The organism is Umezawaea sp. NPDC059074 (genome assembly GCF_042738955.1).
In the GTDB taxonomy this organism is placed as follows: Bacteria; Actinomycetota; Actinomycetes; order Mycobacteriales; family Pseudonocardiaceae; genus Umezawaea.
Genome location: NZ_JBHYHC010000008.1, coordinates 124385 through 142842 on the forward strand (window position 1 = coordinate 124385; position 18458 = coordinate 142842).

Here is an 18458-nt window from a genome sequence, read left to right on the forward strand (position 1 = left end):
ATCCACACCCTAGGTCAGTACGACGGCAGGTCCAGCGAGTTCGCGACCTCGGCCATCCGCTCGTGCGAGGCCGGCTCGCCGGGGGTGTCCGTGGCCAGCGCCTGGTTGCGGGCGACGTAGTCCCACAGCACGTCCTGGTAGCGCGGGAACGCCGTCCGGTGGTCGCCGCGCGCGGCCGTCAGCTCCGCCGCGAGCACGTACGCGCCGACGATCGCCGTGCTCGTGCTCTGGCCCGACAGCGGCGACCCGCAGTAGGCGGCGTCGCCGACGAGCGCGACCCGGCCGCGGTGCCAGCGGTCCATCTTCACCTGGCTCATCGAGTCGAAGTAGAAGTCCGGCGCCGCCCGCATCAGCTCCAGCAGCCGCTTGGTCTCCCAGCCCACGCCCTCGTACCGCTCGGCGATCAGGTCCTGCTGCCCCGCGACGTCCCGGTGGTCGAAGTCGAGCAGCTCGGACTCGAACCCGAGCATCGACCGGGCCTCGGTGTTGCCGCGCGCGCTGTAGACGCCGGACATCCGGCCCTCGGTGCGGTGGAACACCTGCCAGTGGTCGAGGTCGAGGAAGTTCGGCGTGGTGAACACCGACAGGTACGCGCCGAGGTGGAGCAGGTACTCGGACTCCTGGCCGAACGCCAGCGCCCGCACCGCCGAGTGCAGCCCGTCCGCGCCGACGACGAGGTCGAACTCCTCCTCCTTCCCGCTGCCGAACGTGACCCGCACGCCGTGCTCGTGCTCGTCCAGCGCGACGATCCGGTCGCCGTACACGATGCAGTCCTCGTTGCCGCGCAACAGGATCGCGCTCAGGTCGTCGCGCAGCACCTCCACGTCCGGGCTGCCGATGACCCCGCCGGTCAACGTCTCCTCCTCGGACCGGAACAGCTCCGCGCCGTCGTCGTCCACGAACGACATCCCGCGCATTTTCGTCGCGGCGGCCCGGATGTCGTCGAGCACCCCCATCCGCTCCACGACCTGGAGCGCGGTCCCGCGCACGTCGATCGCCTGCCCGCCGACGCGCGGCACGGGCGACCGCTCCACGATGGTCGGGGCGAATCCGCCGCGCCGCAGCCAGTGCGCCAGCACAGGACCCGCCACGCCCGCTCCCGAGATCAGCACCTTCATCGAAACCTCCGCGTTGCTCGCTGGGTACGATGTACAAGTTCGCAGGAACGCCGTTCTCGTGGGGAAATCCGGGAATCTGCACTAGTACAGGGGGAGTCGTGGCCGAGCCGCCGTACCTCAGGATCGCCGCGGAGCTGAAGCGCCGGATCACCGCGGGGGAACTACCGCCGGGCAGCCGGATCCCGTCGGTGCGCGGCATCGCCGCCGAGTGGGGCGTGGCGATCGCGACGGCCACGAAGGTCGTGGCGGCGCTGCGCGACGAGGGCGTGGTCCACGCGGTGCCCAGGGTCGGCACGGTCGTCGCCACGCCCGCGCCGAGCAGGCGTTCGGTGCCGCGCCGGGACGCCACGGCGCTGCTCACCCGCGAGCAGGTCGTGCACGCGGCCATCGACATCGCCGACGAGCAGGGTTTCGACGGGCTGTCGATGCGGTCGGTCGCCACCGAGCTGGGCGTGCCGACGATGTCGCTCTACAAGCACGTGCGCGGCCGGGACGAGCTGGCGCTGCTGATGGCGGACGTGGTGTTCGCCCAGCACCGGCTGCCCGCCGTGCCGCCGCCGACGTGGCGGGCGCAGCTCGAACTCGTGGCGCGGATGCAGTGGGCCGCCTACCGGGCGCACCCGTGGCTGCCCAAGCTGCTCTCGCTGACCCGCCCGCAGCCGATGCCGAACCTGCTGCACCACGCGGAGTGGGTGATGCGCGCGCTGGAGGACCACGGGCAGGGCCCGGCGGTCGTGTTCCACGCGCACATCACGCTGTTCGGCTACGTGCGCGGCACGGCGCTGAGCATCGAACCGGAGGTGGAGGCCGAGGCCGACACGGGCCTGTCCGCCGACCAGTGGGTGGACGCCCACGACGACATGTTCGGCCCCGCCATCGACTCCGGGGTGTTCCCGGCCTTCTCCCGCGTCGTCGGCACCCCGTTCGACTTCGACCTCGACGAGGTGTTCGAGTTCGGCCTGCAACGCCTGCTGGACGGCTACGCGGCGCTGTTCCGGTAGGTCGTCCACGCCACGCCGGTCTCGAACACCCGCGCCCCGTCGAGCACGAACCGCGCGGCCGGGAACGCGCCGTCGAACAGCGGGATCCCGGCGCCGAGCACGATGGGGTTGACCTTGAGCACCAGCTCGTCGATCTCCGGCAGCAGCGCGGCGGCCAGCTTGCCGCCACCGCACAGCCAGATCCCCAGCCCGTCCTCGGCCTTCAACGCCCGGACCCGGCCGAGCACGTCGTCGGCGATGACCTCGACGTCGTCCGGCGTGCCCGTGAGGGTGCTCGACACCACGAACTGCCGCAGGTGCGGGTACGGGCTCGGCCCGCCACCCGGCACCTCGTAGGTCGCGCGGCCCATGAGGACCGTGTCGAAATTGACGTTCGGCGGGTCGATCCCGAGCATCTCCCGCCCAACACCCGGCAGGGTGTCCGGGTACTCCCGGAAGATCGCCTCGATGTGGTCGCCCTCGAGCGGGAAGAAGTCGAACGACCCGTCGGCGGCCGCGATGAACCCGTCGAGGGTCATCGCCACGTAGTACGTCAGCTTGCGCATGTCCCTACCTGCTGAAGGGGCCGCCGGTGATGGTCATCGCCACCACGATCACGGCCATGCCGAGTCCGGAGTAGAGCAGTGCGTCGATCCCCCGGCCGCGGATGGCGATCAGGCCCGCCTGCTCGTCGGTGACCAGCACCCGCAGCAGCGCCGCGAGCAGCAGCGCGATGCCGATCAGCACCACGCCCTGCCGCCAGTGGTACTGCACGATCCGCACGAGGCCCAGCAGCGTCACGCCCAGCACCAGCGCGAACGGCAGGTGCTGACCCGCCGCCGACCGCCAGCGCTGCTCCGGCATCAGTTCCACCGCTCCCGCCCTACGCCGTCGGGAGCGAGCGCTCGGCGGCTTCGACCGTGTTGGCGAGCAGCATCGCAATGGTCATGGGGCCCGCGCCACCCGGAATGGGGGCCAGGAACCCGGCGACCTCGGCCACGTCCGGGTGCACGTCGCCGACGAGGCCCGCCTCGGTGCGGGTGATGCCGACGTCGACCACGGCCGCGCCGGGCTTGATCATGTCCGCCGTGATGAGGCCGGGGCTGCCCGCGCCCGCGATCACGATGTCGGCCCGGCGCACCTCGGCGGCCAGGTCTTTCGTGCCGGTGTGGCACAGGGTCACGGTCGCGTTCTCGCTGCGGCGGGTCAGCAGCAGGCCGATCGGGCGGCCCACGGTCACGCCGCGGCCGACCACGGTCACGTTCGCGCCGGAGATCGGCACGTCGAAGCGGCGCAGCAGCTCCACGACGCCGCGCGGGGTCGCGGGCAGGGGAGCCTCCTCGCCCAGCACCAGCTTGCCCAGGTTCGTCGGGTGCAGGCCGTCGCCGTCCTTGGCCGGGTCGATCCGCCCGAGGATCGCGTTCGCGTCCAGGTGCTTCGGCAGGGGCAGCTGCACGATGTACGCGGTGCACGCCGGGTCCGCGTTCAGCTCGTCGATGACGGCTTCCAGCTCGGCCTGCGTCGTCTCGGCGGGCAGGTCGCGGCGGATCGACGTGATGCCGACCTTCGCGCACGCCGTGTGCTTGCCCTTCACGTACGAGTGCGAGCCGGGGTCGTCGCCGACCAGCACGGTCGCCAGGCCGGGGGTCACGCCCCGCGCGGCCAGCGCCTCGACCCGCTCGCGCAGGTCTTCGAAGATCGCGTCTCGGGTGGCCCTGCCATTGAGGATCGTCGCCGTCACGGGCCCCATCCTCGCATCACGCGCTGGTCTCGGCCTCGGCGACCTCGGGCGCGGGTTTGGGCACGCGCAGCGCCAGCACCGTGCCGACCAGGCCCGCCGCCGTCGCCGACCCGGCCGCCGCCGCGGGCCCGACGTGGTCGAGCAGCCACCCCGCCGTCGGCAGCGCGAGCGCGGAGCCCGCGGTGGTCGCCATCGTCATCCAGCCGAACGCCTCGGCCCGCCGCCCGTGCGGCGCGAGACCGCCGACGCGGGCGTTGTTCGCCGCGATGGCGGGGGCGATGGCCAGCCCGCCGACGGCCAGCACCGCGCCGATCAGCCACGGCGACGACGGCGTCAGGATCGGCGGCAGCACCGGGATCAGCGCCGCCACGCCGCCCGCCATCAGCCCGATCCGCAGCGCGAACCGGGGTTCGCCGCGCAGCCCGCCGATGATCAGCCCGCCGAGCACCGACCCGACGCCCCACACGGCCGTCAGGATGCCCGCCATCGCCGGTCTGCCCAGGTCGCGGGCCCACGCGATGATCACCATGTCCACGCTGACCAGCGTCATCACCGTCGTCGTCGCCACCAGCAGCGACAGCACCAGGCCCGTGTCCGCCAGCAGGGTCTTGCCGCTGTGCGACTCGGGCCGCGCCACCGGCTCGTCCAGGCCCGCGCGGCGCAGCGCGAACAGGAAGCCGAGCGTGCCCGCCACCGCCAGCACCCCGCACGCCCAGATCGCCGTGCGCGGACTGGCGAACGCCACCAGCATCGCCGCCATCATCGGCCCGACGATGTACATCATCTCCTGCAACGACGCCTCGACCGTGTACACGGCCTGCTGCACCGGCCCCTTCACCATCCGCGGGTAGCTCGCCCGCGTCAGCTGCGTCACCGGCGGCGTGCACAGCCCCGTCAGGAACGCCGCCAGCGCGGCCACCGGCCACGCCCCGCTGGGCAGGACCGTCGGCAGCACGCCGAGCACCGCGATCCCCACCCCGTACAGCCCGCCCGTGACCAGCAGCAGACCGCTCGCGGGCGCCCGGTCCGCCGCCCGCCCGCGCACCGGGCCCGCCACGCCCAGCCCGAGCGTCAGCGCGCCGCCCACCACGCCCGCCAGCGCGTACGACCCCGTCCACCCCGCCACCAGGAACGACAGCGCCAACGGCGTGCCCGTGAGGTGCACCCGCCCGACTATCGACCACAGCAGCAGGGAGACGAGGTGGGGGACTCCGGCGAGTTGGCGGTAGGGGCGCAGCACACCCCCACTCTGCCGGGGACCACCGACAAAAAGGTGGCGATTTTCCAGACCTCGGCGGGAACCCGGCGCGCTCGTTTAGCGTCAGGACCCAAAGACGACCTGAGCGAGGGGACGGCCGTGACCGATCCGAGTGGACGTAGGGCTGAGCTGGAGGCGCGCAACGCCGCCATGCGCGAGCAGGTCGACTCGCTCATGTCCGAGCTGCACCGCAAGACCGCCGAGGTGCGGGAGGCGCAGGCCAAGGCGATGGCGATCACCGCGAGCGCCACGTCGAGGGACGGCAGCGTCACGGCGCGGGTCGACTCGGCGGGCGCGTTGACGTCGCTGGAGTTCTCGCCGAACGCGTTCGAGCGCACCACGCCGGACAAGCTGGCCCGCGTGGCGACGGAGACGGTCATCGCGGCCATCGCGAAGTCCCGCACCGAGCTGAACGACGTGCTGTCGTCGGCGCAGGAGGGGCCGAGCATCGACCTCTCCGAGATGCTGCCGGGCGTCCCGTCGCTGGCCTCGCTGATCCCGCAGCCCCCGCCCGTGCCGACCCCGCCGACGTCGACGCAGCCGCCGCCGCGCGGCCGTGCGGCCGATGACGACGACGAGGGCGGCAGCGTGATGGAGAGGGGCGGCTGGTGACCGGCTTCCAGGTAGACGTCCAGGGCCTGCGGCAGGGCGGCACCCAGTTCACCGCCGCCGCCGAGGCGCTCGACGGCGTGTTCAAGGCGCTCGACTCCGCGCTCAGCGGCGAAGGCACGTGCTGGGGCGGCGACGAGTCCGGCCAGGCCTTCGCCAAGGAGTACGTGCCGAACGCCAAGGCCACCGCCGACGCCTTCAAGGGCCTCACGACGGCGTTGGGCGAGATCCGCAAGGGCATAGACCAGTCCGCCGACGCGTACGAGGGCTCCGACCAGGGCAACGCCGCGGGCATTTCCAAGACTTACTGAGGGGCGTCTGGTGGGCATCGAAATCCCGAGCGAGGTCACCTGGCTCTTCCCGATCGTGGTCGGGCAGAGCTGGCCGGAGGGCGACGAGACCGCCCTCCGCCGGATGGCCGACGCGTACCGCGCCGCCGCCGAAGGCGTGCAGGGCGTGATCGACCAGGGCAACGGCGCGGCGAGCACCGTCGTCGCCAGCCAGACCGGCGAGGCCGTCCAGGCGTTCCAGGAGTACTGGAAGAAGTTCTCCGACGGCGACGAGTCCTACCTGCCGAAGCTCAAGAAGATCTGCGAGCAGCTCGCGGAGAGCTGCGACGGCACGGCGCTCGAGGTCGAGTACACGAAGCTGTCGATCATCGCGTCGCTGATCGCGCTGGCCATCGAGATCGCCGCGCTGATCGCCGCCGCGTTCGCCACGTTCGGCGGGGCGTCCGCGGGCATCCCGATCGCCCAGCAGGCGACTCGGCTGATCGTCCAGTTCACGTTCCGGCAGCTGATCATCGCGATCCTCAAGGAGGTCGCGATCTCGGTGGGCATCGACGCGGCCATCCAGGGCATCCAGATGCTGACCGGCGAGCGCAAGGACTGGGACTGGAGCAAGACCGGCCAGGCCGCCGTCAGCGGCGCGGTCTCCGGCCTGGTCGGCGGCCTGTCCGGCGGCGTCAAGTTCCAGGGCGGCGGCCTGGCAGGCCAGGTGGCCGTGGGCGCGACCCGCGGCGCGGTCGAGGGCGCGGTCAGCTCGGTGGGCACCTCCGTGGCCATGGGCCAGGACATCAGCGCGAAGGACGTGCTGCTCGGCGCGACGTCCGGCGCGGTCTCCGGCGGCATCGGCGGCGCGAAGGAGGGCATCACTGTCGAGGCCCCGCACGTGACCCCCGGCGGCCCCAACGGCAGCCCACCCGACCTCGGCCCGGCGGGCGGCCCCCCGGACCTCGGCCCCACCCCCAGTTCCAACGGCGCACCACACGGCGGCACCCCCGACGTGGGGCCCACTCCTTCTCCTTCTCCTTCTCCGTCTCCGTCGACTGGCGGCTCCCCGGACACCCCGACCACGACCCGCCCGCACAACGACACCACGACGTCCTCCGCCGTGGCCGCCCCACCGGCACCGCCCCTCCACACCCAGACCACCCCCGGCGGCAACACCCCGGACCGCGCCCCGGCACCAGCCCCGACCGTGGCCCCAACCGGCTTCGCGGGCAGCCCCGCACCGTCAGGTGGCGCGGCCCCGACGGGAGGCGGCTCGTCCCCGTCCTCGGTCAGCAGCAGGCTCGGCACACCCACGACCTCCGGCGGCGCGAGCACCCCCTCCGGCGCAGCCCCCAGCCACACCAGCGGCAGCTCAACCCCCAGCGCCCACACCACTCCCGGCGGCTCGACCCCCAGCGGCCCGACTCCGGGCGGCTCGACCCCCAGCGCTTCTGGTGGCACGCATTCGGCTCCCGGCGGCCCGACCGCTGGCACTCCCGGTGGCGCACACTCCGCGCCCGGTAGCTCGACCGCAGGCACTCCTGGTGGTGCGCACTCCGCTCCTGGCGGTCCCACCGCAGGCGCTCCCGCTTCGCACTCCGCTCCGGGCGGGCCGACTGCTGCGGGTGCTGCTCCTGGTGGTCCGGCTGCCGGTGGTCCCGGCGGTTCTCACTCCGCGCCCGGTGGCCCGGCCGCTGGTGGTCCTGCTGGTGCGCACTCGGCTGCCGGTGGCCCGGCTGCCGGTGGCCCCGGTGGCTCTCACTCCGCGCCCGGTGGCCCGGCCGCTGGTGGTCCTGTTGGTGCTCACTCCGCTCCGGGCGGGCCGACTGCCGCAGGTGCCGCTCCTGGCGGTGCACATTCGACTCCCGGTGGCCCGGCTGCCGGTGGTCCTGCTGGTTCGGTTCCTGGCGATCCGGCCGCTGGTGCTCCTGGTGGTGCGCATTCCGCGCCTGGCGGTCCGGCCGCTGGTGCTCCTGGTGGTGCGCATTCCGCTCCTGGTGGCCCGGCTGCCGGTGGTCCCGCTGGGGCTCATTCCGCTCCGGGCGGTCCGACCGCGGCTGGTGCTGCCCCTGGTGGCGCGCACTCCGTTCCCGGTGGCCCCGCTGCCGGTGCACACTCAGCTTCGGGTGGTCCGGCCGCCGCGGGTGCCGCTCCTGGTGGCGCGCATTCGGCTCCCGGTGGCCCCGCTGCTGGTGGTCCTGCTGGTGCGCACTCGACTCCCGGTGGTCCCGCCGCTGGGGTTCCTGGTGGGGTTCACTCGGCCCCCAGTGGCCCGGCCGTCGGTGGTCCTGCTGGTGCGCATTCCGCTCTGGGCGGTCCGGCTGCCGCTGGTGTGCCTGGTGGCGTGCATTCGACTCCTGTTTCTCCTGCCGCGCATGGTGTTCCGGCCGGTGGGCCGACGCCTAGCGGTGTGTCCGGCGCTCCGAGTCACCTTCCTTCGGCGGCCGAGCACGGTGTGGCGGGTCAGCCCGCTGGTGGTGCTCCCGCTGGTGGTGGGTTCGTGCCGCCGCCGTCCGGTGGTGCGCCTCCTGCTGGTGGTCCGGCCGCTGGTGGGTCGTCGGGTCGTGGGCCGTCGATGTCCGGTGGGTTGTTCACCGAGCCGTCGCCGACCACCACCACTCGCTCCACCCACTCCTCAGACGCGGTGGAGGCCAGTTCGGCCGCCCCCGCGCCGCCGCAGGCCTTCCACGCCCCGAGCCCCGAACCCCGTGCTCCTCAGCCCGGTGGTTTCGGTCCGCAACCGGGTGGCTTCGGCCCCCAGCCCGGCGGATTCGGCCCGCAACCCGGTGGGTTCGGTCCTCAGCCCGGTGGTCCTGCCCCGCAGACCGGTGGTCCCGCACCTCAGCACGCGGGTCCCCAGCCCGGCGGCCCGACCGCGCCCCAGCACACCCGCCCCGACCCGGCCCCGATGGCCCGCAACACCCCCACCGAAGCCCCCAGCCGCACCCCGGACTCCCGACCGACGGACCCGCGCGCGACAGACCACAGGACCTCCGGCTCCGACCCGCGCACCCAAGGCCCGGACTCCCGGACTCCCGGCGCAGACCCCCGCACGCCGGGAGCCCCCGGCCCGGACCCGCGCACTCCCGCCACTCCTGGTGCCCCCGACCCCCACACCCCGACCGCGGGCCCCGACGCGCCGCAGCACCACGTCCCCAACGCGGACGGCAGTTCCCCGGTGTCCAGTCACCACTGGCCCGAGGACTCCGCTCCCGTCGCCCGCGGCACGGACCCCGTGGACTCCACGGCCACCCCGTCCACCCCGGTCGACCCCCAGCCGCACAAGAACACCTGGGGCAACCCCACCGGTGTCGTCCCCGGCTTCTCGCAGGACGGCCCGTACGTCCCCGTCCACGACAGCACCGGTCCGGCCGACCGCGAGGTCGGCACGTACGACCAGCGGGTCGCGGCCATCGTCGAGCCGACCTACCAGCCGTACGGCCCGCACGGCAGCTACGACCAGTTCATGCCGCACCACACCACCGACGGCACGGTGAACGGGCCGATCGACTGGCCGCCGAACCAGGGTGCCGCGGGTGCCCGCGTGATCGTGGAGCTGCCCGCGGGCACGGTGCTCGACCGGTTCGGCAGTCCGCAGGGCGACTTCCTGTCGCCGCTGCGCCCGGACGGGCAGCCGTACGGGTACGGCGAGCGCGCGATCCTGCCCGACAGCATGGGCAAGGGCTACCACGTGTACGTCCTGGACAAGCCGATGCTGGTCGAGCTGGCCACCGTCGCCCCGGCGTTCGACCAACCCGGTGGCGCGCGCCAGCTGCAACCCGTGTTCGACGCGAGCCTCGCCGACACCAACGGCAAGGTGAACCTGGACAGCCTGCGCGACAACGGCGTCCTGCACGAGGTGTCCGTGCCGCCCGCGGACGGCCGGGTGCTGCCGCCGGACTTCGGCACCTACGCCGACGACGGCACGACCGTCCACACGCCCGACACGGCCACGGTCGCCGACGCCCAGGCAGGCGCGTTCGACAACTACACCCCGGCCCACACCGCCCCGACCGGCCCGGTGCCGCTGAACCCGGTGTCGCCCACCGTGGACCACGCCATCCGGTCCAGCGAGGTCACGCCCGCCGGTGTCGCGCTGCACGCCGACGACCGGCTGCGCGACCTGTCGTCGCGCATCCCGAGCAACGGCGAGCACGCCGTCCTCGACGTGCACACCGACGGCGACGGCGTCCGGATCGGCGAGACGCACTACACCCGCGGCGAACTCGTCGAGCTGATCAACAACCACCCCGACCTCGCGGGGCGGCCGATCATGTTCGTCGGCTGCGACGCGGCGGCGGGCGGCGAGAACAGCATCGCGGCGCACGTGGCCCGCGAGACCGGCCAGCAGGTGATCGCGCCGGACAGCCTGGCGTGGTCGGACCGGCACGGCAACGTCTACTCCAGCGCGCCGGACGCCGACGGCCACCCGCGGATCCCACCGGACGGCGGCTGGCACGCGTTCGAGCCGGACGGCACGTCCACGCCGGTCGGCGAGAACGGCATGCCGCCGGGCCACACGCCCACGGGCGACTTGGCCGACGCGCTCGACACGGCGCACCGCGGGGAGCGCGACCTCGCCCCGCAGGCGCAGACGCCGTGGACCGAGCCGACGACGACGCACGAGCAGACCGTCCGGATGCGCGAGGGCGAGTCGTTCTTCGACGGCCGCGAACTGCCGCTGGACACCAGCGTCCGCGTGCTCGACGAGAACGGGCAGCTCCGCTCGGTCGTGCACGTGGACGCCGAGGGCGCGGTCAGCGTGGACGCCATCGCGCCGAACACCCGCGACGGCGTGAACCCGGAGATCGCCCACCCGTACCCGGACGCCACCTACCGCGTCCAGGTCGGCAACCACAACGACGTGTTCGTGGCGGGCCCGGACGGGTCGCCGCAGACGCAGAACGACACCGTCAAGATCGGCGGCAAGTCCGTCGAGGTGACCCGGCCCGTCACGATCACCGAGCCGCCCGCCCCGGCGAACGGCACGCAGGCGGTCGGACCCGGCCACCCGCTGGCCCCCGGCCCGAACGACGCGTTCACCGCCCGCCAGGACCTGCCGCCGAACACCCGGTTCGACGTCACGGACACCGAGGGCAACCACCGCGGCACCGTGCAGACCGACGAGCACGGCACGCCGAAGTGGGTCGCCGCGCCCGAGACCGTCGGCGACCGGCCGAACCCGGAGGTCGCCAACCCGATCCCCGGCTCCAACTACAACGTCGACCGCGGCCCGCTCTTCCAGCAGTTCGGCACCGACGCGACCGGCACCCCGGAGCCCGGCATCGGCTACGAGCGGCCGGTCACGACCAACCGCGTCGACGTGGACGGCCTGCCGCAGAACCGGCCGCTCACCCAGCACGAGGGGCAGCCGCTCGCGGCGGACACCGAGTACGTCGTCCACGACGGCGACCGGACCCGCGGCCGGGTGATCATCGACGCCGAGGGCCACGCGTTCGTCGAGGCCGACTCCGGTCAGCGCGGGCGGACGAACCCGGAGCTGGCGCGGGCCGGTGACGGCGTGGACGTCACCACCGACTCCTACTACGGCACCGACGCCGCCACGACGCCGAACTGGCCCGACCCGCCGAACGGCGAGGTCAGGGTGACGCAGGGGATCGCGGTCGACGAGAACGGCAAGCCGGTCAAGGACGCGGACGGCAAGGTCGTCCGGGTCGTGCGCGTCGACGGCGACACCAGCGGGTGGACGCCGGAGCAGCGGGCGGCCGTCGAGCAGCCGTTCCGCGGCAACGACACGTTCGTGAACCGCGAGGGCCTGCCGCCGGGCACCCGGTTCGTCCTCGCCGACGAGCGCGGGCCGTACAGCACGTTCCAGAGCGGTGACGACGGCGCGGTCTCGCACCTGCACACGGCCCCGCCGTTCAGCGCCGAGCTGAACAACCCGAGGCCGTCGGCGGTGTACGACGTCGACAACGGCCGGTGGCGGTTCCTCACCGACGACCGGGCGAACACCATCGCCACCAGCGGCGTCCCGCTCTACGACGGCGGGACGGAACTGCGCCGCGACACGAACTCGCAGACCGACGCCGGCGCGCTCGCGGGCAAGGGGCCGGACAACCGGAACCTGGCCGACGGCGGCCACCACCAGGGCAAGGAGTCCGGCGGCCCCGGCGAGCTGATCAACGTCTCCAGCCAGCAGCGCGACCAGAACTCCGGGCTGGAGCGGCCCGCGTTCGTCCGCGAGGAGACCTGGTATCAAATGGAGCGGGACCGCGCCGACCTGGAGGCGTCCACGGGCGGCACGATCGACCACGTCGACACGTTCGCGATCCACGACCCCGGACAGGACCACCCGCACACTTACCAGACCCGGTGGCGCGAGACACTGCCGGACGGTCGCTTCAAGATCCACGTCAGGAGCTATCCGAATGACCACAACGCAGCCCTCTGGCCGTCCGACTTCTGAGTCGGACGACCGCGAGGAACAGCTGATGCAGCGGATCGGCGCCATGCTGCTCGAAGTGGAACCCGAGGGCTGGCGGCGGATCGACCTGCTGGTGAAGCTCAACGCGAAGGTGCACGACTTCGAACTGGCCGTGTACCTGGAGAACGGCAAGACGGCCGAGGTGTACCCCGCCGACGGGCTCACCAAGGTGTTCGCCGAGCTCCGGCAGCTCACCTACCGGCCGGGTCGGGGCGCGTGGTTCTCCGCCCGGCTCTCCGTGGACGCGCCGGGTCGGATGAACTTCTCCTACAACATGGACCACGACCCGCTGTGGGCTCCGCCGATCCCGGCCGAGTACTGGGCGCGCGACCTCGAGGTCTACCCCCGTGACGAGGCGTTCATCCCGACCTGGCTGCGGGCCAGGCTCGACGAGGCACGCGACGAGGAGCAGAAGGCATGACGTCCACGCGGCCACGGCTGTCGCCGGAGGAGCAGAACGCGATCCTCGGGTCGGTCACCACCCTGCTCGTGCACCGGCTGCCCGGTGACTGGAGCCAGCTCTTCCTGGACTTCCGCGCGGCGGGCACGTACGTGGAGTCCCCGGTCTCGGTGCTGAACATCTTCGGCCAGTCGGTCGACTGGCCGCTGCCGGACGAGGCGCTGCCGTTCTTCCTCGAGCTGCGCTCGGGCATGTACCGCGAGGGCGAGGGCACGTGGCTGTCCGCGCGCTTCCACCTGGCGCACCCGAACGTCTTCTCGGTCGAGTACAACTGGTCCGAGGAGCCCGCCTGGACGCACCGGCCCGCTCCCGAGTTCTACCGGCAGGAGCTGGAGGCGCACCCGAGGGCCGACGTGCCCGCGTGGCTGCGCGGGGAGCCCGCCGGTGACGCCGCCCCCGGCCTGTACGAGGCCCCGGTGTTCGACGGCAGCGACGAGCAGGGCAGGCCGATCGCGCCGCGCCCGGCCGTGCACCCGCAGGACCGCGACGACGTGCTCGCCTACCTGGAGCAGGCCCCGGTCGTGCTCGCGGGCCGCGGCTTCGGCCCGGACCTGCTCGCGCCCGACGCCGAGCCGGACGTGCCGCTGACGTTCCACACCGACGGCACGTGGGTGTGGTCGGGCGCCGTCCCGCACTACTTCCGCAAGCACAACGTGAACCCCGTGCCGCAGCTCGTGCAGCACGTCCACGACAACGGCTACGCCGTCCCGGCGGTCGACGAGGCCGCGCTGGACGCCGCCACGAAGGTCGCGTCCGGGGGAGCGGAGTCGCTCGCGCTGCCCGAGTACCGGCCGCGGACCATCGCCGAGCACGACCGGCAGGCGCTCGCGCAGCTCCAGGAGCGGCTGACCCGCTTCGGCGTCGCGCCCGGCGAGTACGGGATCGTCGAGCCGAAGCTGGACGCGCTGGTCATCGAGCCGGCGCCGGGCACGGAGAGCGGCTGGCAGCTCCAGTTCTGGGACTCGGGCCGCGGCCCCACCGGCAGGCCCACCGTCTTCCCCAACGCCGCGAACGCCGCCAAGGTCATGCTCGGCACCCTGCTCTGGTCGCCGGAGCAGGACGCCGCGCGGGCCCAGCACACCACGCCGCCCGTCGCCCCGCCGACGGCCCCGGCGCGCGCGCCGGAGATCCAGCCGCTCCCGGACGAGCCCCCGCTGTCGCTGCTGCGCGATCGTGAGCCGATCGTGCTCAACCCCGGAGCGGAGGTCGACCGGTTCGGCGACGAGAACGGCAACCTCGTCTTCGCCGCCCGCACGCTGTTCGGCAACCGCTCGCTGCCGCCGGACTGGCTGAACCGCCGCTACCACGTCTACCGCGCGCAACGGCCGGTCGAGGCCGTCAAGGGCATCGCCGTGCCGTGGTTCGGGCAGGCCGGTGGTGGTACCGGTTTCTTCCTGGTCAGGGCCGTGCGCGACCTGCTCGCCGACGGCAGCCTGGTCGAGGTGGCCGAGGCCACCAGCACCCCACCCCCGCCCCAGACCTGACCCGACCGGCCCCCTAGCGGGGGCCGTTCCGGTTTTCCCGCGCGCTCCGATCGGGTTATGGTCGGGCCGGCGTGGTGGTGCTCTGATTCGGCCCAGCAGGGGGCCGTTCCGGTACGCGGAGTCGCGGGGGAAGATGTTGGTGTGTCCGAGCCGAAGCCGTTGAACCCGACAGAGCAGGACGCTCTGGTCAAGCAGATCGGGCTGACCCTCATGCGGGCCGCCCCCGAGGGCTGGCAGCACGTCATCGCGGACTACCGCGCGACCGGTCGCTACTTCGAGCTGTCCGCCGAAGTGCGGTCGGCCGACGGGAGCGCGCAGGGGTGGGCTCCTCCCCAGGAGGTGTCCGCGCTGTTCTCCCGTCTCCGCGCGGGGATGCACCGCGAGGGTCGGGGCAGCTGGTCGAACGCCCGCTACCAGCTCGACCAGCCCGCCAGCTACAACCTCGACTTCGACCGGACCGAGCCGAAGTGGCAGAACCCGCCACCGCAGCAGGCCTACGTCGACGAGATGCGCTTCTTCCCGCGCGCCGACGAGAACATCCCGGAGTGGCTGCGCAAGTGGCTGCCCGCCGCCCAGCCGCCGCCCGCGCCGCAGGTCCCGCGTGGTTTCCGGACCGCGCGGGTCTTCGACGGCGCCGGGCCGGAGGGCCGTCCGTCGGTCAACCGGCCGCCGGTGCCGGACCACGAGCGCGAGGCGCTGCTCGGCTACCTGGACCGCGCGCCGGTCGCGGTGGCCGGTCGCGGCTTCGACGCCGACGTGCTGGACAAGGACGCGCCCTCGGTCGTCCCGGTCGCGTTCCAGACCGACGGCCACTGGATCTGGCCCGCCGCGGTCGGCTACTACCTGCGCGCCTACGGCATCCCGCCGGAGACCGAGCTGGTCGAACGGGCCCGCGCCGCCGAGTTCCGCACCCCGGACGTGTCCGAGGACGTGCGGGTCGCGGCCGCCGCGAACCTCGGAGCGCCCACCGCGCCCCGCGGCACGCCCCTGCCCGCGCCCGCCGTGGTCGTGGCCCCGGAGCCGCCGAAGGCGGAGGAGTTCTCGCCGTTCGGCGACGACCGCACGACCCAGCCGTACGACCCGCACGCCACCGTCGCCGCCCCGGTGCCGGTGTTCGAGCCGGAGCCCGAGCCCGAACCCGCGGCGGTCCAGCACGACCAGGCGACGGAGTTCCAGCCGAAGCCCGACTTCAGCGATGAGAACTTCTTCCCCGGCGACGGCGACAAGCCGGGCTTCCAGCCCAGCGCGGACTTCTACCCCGAAGGTGGGCCCGCACCCGTCCCGCAGCCGCCGGTGCAGTCCAGTTCGGTCTCCGAGCGGTCCACGGCGGCCCAGCCCGTCGTGGAGTCCGACGCGAACTTCTTCGGCGCCCCCGAGAAGATCGTGGAGGAGCAGTTCTTCCCGGACGAGGGCGCGCAGCAGCCGAGGCTGAGCCCGCCGTCCGGCGTGGACACCCCGCCGGAGCCGAACCCCGACGCGCGGCCGCGGCCGGACTTCGGCAGCGAGGGCAGCTTCTTCCCCGCGGACGGTCCGCCGGCCGCGCAGGTCGTGGAGGAGCAGTTCTTCCCCGAAGGCGGCGCGCAGCCCCGGCTGCCCTCGCCGTCCGGTGTGGACACCCAGCCGGAGTTCCAGCCGCTCCCGCGCTCCGACTTCGGCGGCGACGGCAGCGACAACTTCTACCCGGAGGAAGGCGCCAAGCCCGCCTCGGAGGTGGACGAGAACTTCTTCCCGGAGGACGGTCCGCCCGCTCAGAGCACGCCGGAGCAGTTCTTCCCGGAGGACGGCGCGCAGCGGCCCAGGCTGAGCCCGCCGTCCGGTCTGGACGGTCTCGACGGCCTGGACGGCCCGCAGGCGTCCAAGCCCATGGGGGAGTTCCGGTCCGAGCCGGAGGACGCGCACCCGCGGTCCGACTTCGGCGGCGACGGCAGCTTCTTCCCCGAGGACGACCGGAGGCCGTCCTCGGACGACCCCACCGTGTACCACGACCCCGAACTGCCGTCCGCGTCCCTGCCGCCCGCGACCGAGGAGCACTTCTTCCCGACCGCGAGCGCCCCCGTGGAGCAGCGGTCGCACGAGGAGTCCTCCTACCGGCCCGAGACGCCGAAGCCCGAGTCCACCTACGACCCGGACTCGAACTTCTTCCCCGTCGAGGGCGACTCGGCCACGACGTCCGCGCCCACCGGCGACTTCTATCCCGAGGAAGACCGGCGACCGGCGTCCGACGCGACGGTGTTCCAGCCGAAGCCGGACTTCGAGGCCGAGGCGGAACCCGAGACCGAAGCCGAGTCCGAGGAACCCGAACTCCTGCGCGCCGAGCCGGGGCCGGGTTTCCAGCCCGCCGACGACTTCGACGCGCAGCCGGTGTTCCGCACGGACGTGGACCACGGGTTCCGCGCCGAGCCCGACCGCGAGCCGCAGCCCGCCGAGCAGTTGGTCGAGCCGCGGCCGGAGCCGATGCCGGTCGACGAGCCGAACGTCGAGGACACCGCGAACCTGGTGGACCTCGTCGACCTGCGGCCCGCCACGGCCCCGGAGGCCGAGGAGGTGCTGGAGTTCGACCAGCGCCAGTTCGACGCCGCCCAGGACGGTCCGCCGTACCGGGTGCAGTTCGACTTCGACGAGCCGAGCCCGCCGCGCGACGACCGGTACCGCCGCGAGTCCTACGTCGAGGGCATGGACCTGTTCGCGCCCAACCGGTACGAGAGCGCCGGGATCGAGCAGGACACCGCCGCGTGGAGTCCGTTCGGCGCAGCGCAGCAACCGTCGGCCGACGCGCTGCCGGTGGAGCCGAAACCGGAACCGCTCCCGGTCGAAGAACCGGTCGTGGAGCAATCAGCGCTCGTCGAGGCGGACCTCGTCGACGTCGTGCCGAAGTTCGAGGTCGAGGCCGACCCGAGGCACGCCGACGTGACGACCCGGTTCGAGGTGGACCAGGAGACCCAGTTCGACATCGAGCCGGTGGCGGTCGAGCCGCAGCCGGTCGAGCCCGAGGTGCCGAGACAGGTCACGCCCGAGGAGGAGCGCGAGCTGTCCGGTGTCCGCCGGGCGCTGGACGACCTCGACGTGCCGCCCGCCGCGTACCGGATCGGCGAGCCCGTCGACCGCACGTGGAACCTGCGCACCGAGGGCAGCAGCTGGGTCGTCGCCTGGTACGACAACGGGCCGAAGTCGCCGAGCCGGTTCGACCGGCTGGAGGACGCGGCGTCGTACCTGATCGGCAAGCTGGTCCTCACGGGCCGCCGCGCGCCGCGCAGGCAGCCCCCGCCGCCGCAGATGCGCCCGCCGCAGGGCCTGCCGCCGCAGGGCGGACCGCAGGGGGTGCCCCAGGGCGTTCCGCAGGGTCCGCCGCCCAACGGCGTCAACGGGTTCCGCGACGGCCGTCCGATGCCGCCGCAGGCCGTGCAGGTGGCCCCGATGCCGCGTCCGGAGCCGTTGCCGCGCGTGGAACCCCCGCGCCCGGAACCGCTGCCGCGCGCGGAGATGCCCCGCCCCGAGCCGTTGCCCCGCGCGGAGATGCCGCGTCCGGAGCCGCTGCCCAGGGTCGAGCCGCCGCGCCCGGAGCCGATCAGCACGAAGCCCGTGCGGGTCGACGCGCCGCGCCAGGAGCCCGCGCAGCAGCAGTCCGACACGGGCGGCAAGCGCGGCTGGCCGATCAAGCCGATGAACGGCGAACCGCCGCTCACGCTGTTCCGGCACAAGAAGATGGTCGAGCTGCCGGTCGGGTTCGAGGTGGACCGCTTCGGCGAGCCCGGCGGCAACCTGGTCTACGCCGCGGGCACGCCGTTCGAGGAGCGGTCGCTCGTGCCGTCGTGGATCAACCGCGCGTACCGGGTGTACCGGTTGCGGCGTCCGGTCGAGGTGCTGACCGGCGTGGCCGTGCCGTGGTTCGAGCAGCCCGGCGGCGGCACCGCGTACCTGTTCCCGAGTTCGGTGGACGAGATGGTCGCGGACGGCGCGCTGGTCGAGGTCTCGCACCAGGAAGCGCAGAACTAGCGGGGGAGCCGGGGGGCCGGGGCCCCCCCCGGCCCCCCCCCCCCACCGGGGGCCCCCCCCGACCACCCCCCGCACGCCCGGGGGCGCCGCGCACCCCC

The 18458-nt window shown here is 73.5% G+C and carries 12 protein-coding genes; 7 read left to right on the forward strand and 5 right to left on the reverse strand.

The features are described 5' to 3' along the window. Window positions 1-14: 14 nt before the first annotated feature. Window positions 15-1118, reverse strand: coding sequence for an FAD-dependent monooxygenase (locus tag ACFWW9_RS06500; RefSeq protein ID WP_390372299.1), 1104 nt, complete (start codon window positions 1116-1118; stop codon window positions 15-17). A gap of 98 nt (window positions 1119-1216) precedes the next feature. Between ACFWW9_RS06500 and ACFWW9_RS06505 the strand changes: the two genes are divergently transcribed. Continuing rightward, window positions 1217-2119 (forward strand): TetR/AcrR family transcriptional regulator C-terminal domain-containing protein, encoded by a 903-nt coding sequence (locus ACFWW9_RS06505; RefSeq protein WP_390372301.1) that lies wholly within the window; start codon window positions 1217-1219, stop codon window positions 2117-2119. Here ACFWW9_RS06505 and ACFWW9_RS06510 read toward each other — a convergent pair. From ACFWW9_RS06510 to ACFWW9_RS06525, 4 genes are read right to left on the reverse strand one after another with little or no spacing between them, the layout of a single operon-like run. Continuing rightward, a complete protein-coding gene (locus ACFWW9_RS06510; protein ID WP_390372304.1) occupies window positions 2098-2664 on the reverse strand; it encodes a dihydrofolate reductase family protein in 567 nt (188 codons plus the stop codon). The two genes, ACFWW9_RS06505 and ACFWW9_RS06510, sit on opposite strands and share 22 nt — an antisense overlap. A 4-nt stretch (window positions 2665-2668) precedes the next feature. Next, a complete protein-coding gene (locus ACFWW9_RS06515) occupies window positions 2669-2962 on the reverse strand; it encodes a DUF3017 domain-containing protein (protein WP_390372338.1) in 294 nt (97 codons plus the stop codon). A gap of 19 nt (window positions 2963-2981) precedes the next feature. Beyond that, the gene (locus ACFWW9_RS06520; RefSeq protein ID WP_390372307.1) at window positions 2982-3839 is read right to left on the reverse strand and encodes a bifunctional methylenetetrahydrofolate dehydrogenase/methenyltetrahydrofolate cyclohydrolase; all 858 of its coding nucleotides are present in this window, start codon (window positions 3837-3839) and stop codon (window positions 2982-2984) included. 16 nt (window positions 3840-3855) lie between these two features. Further along, window positions 3856-5079 carry an MFS transporter gene (locus ACFWW9_RS06525; RefSeq protein WP_390372310.1) on the reverse strand — a complete coding sequence of 408 codons (1224 nt, stop codon included), beginning with the start codon at window positions 5077-5079 and terminating at the stop codon, window positions 3856-3858. A 117-nt stretch (window positions 5080-5196) separates the two neighbouring features. Here ACFWW9_RS06525 and ACFWW9_RS06530 point away from each other — a divergent pair, with 117 nt between their 5' ends. From ACFWW9_RS06530 to ACFWW9_RS06555, 6 genes are all read left to right on the forward strand, one after another. Further along, window positions 5197-5709, forward strand: coding sequence for a YbaB/EbfC family nucleoid-associated protein (locus ACFWW9_RS06530; RefSeq protein ID WP_390372312.1), 513 nt, complete (start codon window positions 5197-5199; stop codon window positions 5707-5709). Next, window positions 5706-6017: a WXG100 family type VII secretion target gene (locus tag ACFWW9_RS06535; RefSeq protein WP_390372314.1), complete on the forward strand. Its 312-nt coding sequence runs from the start codon at window positions 5706-5708 to the stop codon at window positions 6015-6017. The genes ACFWW9_RS06530 and ACFWW9_RS06535 overlap by 4 nt, the downstream gene beginning before the upstream one ends. 10 nt (window positions 6018-6027) lie before the next feature. Continuing rightward, window positions 6028-12405 carry a glycohydrolase toxin TNT-related protein gene (locus ACFWW9_RS06540; protein WP_390372316.1) on the forward strand — a complete coding sequence of 2126 codons (6378 nt, stop codon included), beginning with the start codon at window positions 6028-6030 and terminating at the stop codon, window positions 12403-12405. 25 nt (window positions 12406-12430) lie between these two features. Continuing rightward, entirely contained in the window at window positions 12431-12844 is a 414-nt protein-coding gene (locus tag ACFWW9_RS06545; protein WP_390372318.1) for a hypothetical protein, read from the forward strand. Further along, window positions 12841-14367, forward strand: coding sequence for a TNT domain-containing protein (locus ACFWW9_RS06550; RefSeq protein WP_390372320.1), 1527 nt, complete (start codon window positions 12841-12843; stop codon window positions 14365-14367). The genes ACFWW9_RS06545 and ACFWW9_RS06550 overlap by 4 nt, the downstream gene beginning before the upstream one ends. Window positions 14368-14508: 141 nt before the next feature. Continuing rightward, window positions 14509-18360, forward strand: a complete 3852-nt coding sequence (locus tag ACFWW9_RS06555; RefSeq protein WP_390372322.1) for a glycohydrolase toxin TNT-related protein — start codon at window positions 14509-14511, stop codon at window positions 18358-18360. Window positions 18361-18458: the final 98 nt, after the last annotated feature.

Coding starts and splice junctions, on each gene's coding strand:
- ACFWW9_RS06500 (WP_390372299.1), bottom strand. CDS start 1,118: ATGAAGGTGCTGATCTCGGGAGCGGGCGTGGCGGGTCCTGTGCTGGCG.
- ACFWW9_RS06510 (WP_390372304.1), bottom strand. CDS start 2,664: ATGCGCAAGCTGACGTACTACGTGGCGATGACCCTCGACGGGTTCATC.
- ACFWW9_RS06515 (WP_390372338.1), bottom strand. CDS start 2,962: ATGCCGGAGCAGCGCTGGCGGTCGGCGGCGGGTCAGCACCTGCCGTTC.
- ACFWW9_RS06545 (WP_390372318.1), top strand. CDS start 12,431: ATGCAGCGGATCGGCGCCATGCTGCTCGAAGTGGAACCCGAGGGCTGG.
- ACFWW9_RS06550 (WP_390372320.1), top strand. CDS start 12,841: ATGACGTCCACGCGGCCACGGCTGTCGCCGGAGGAGCAGAACGCGATC.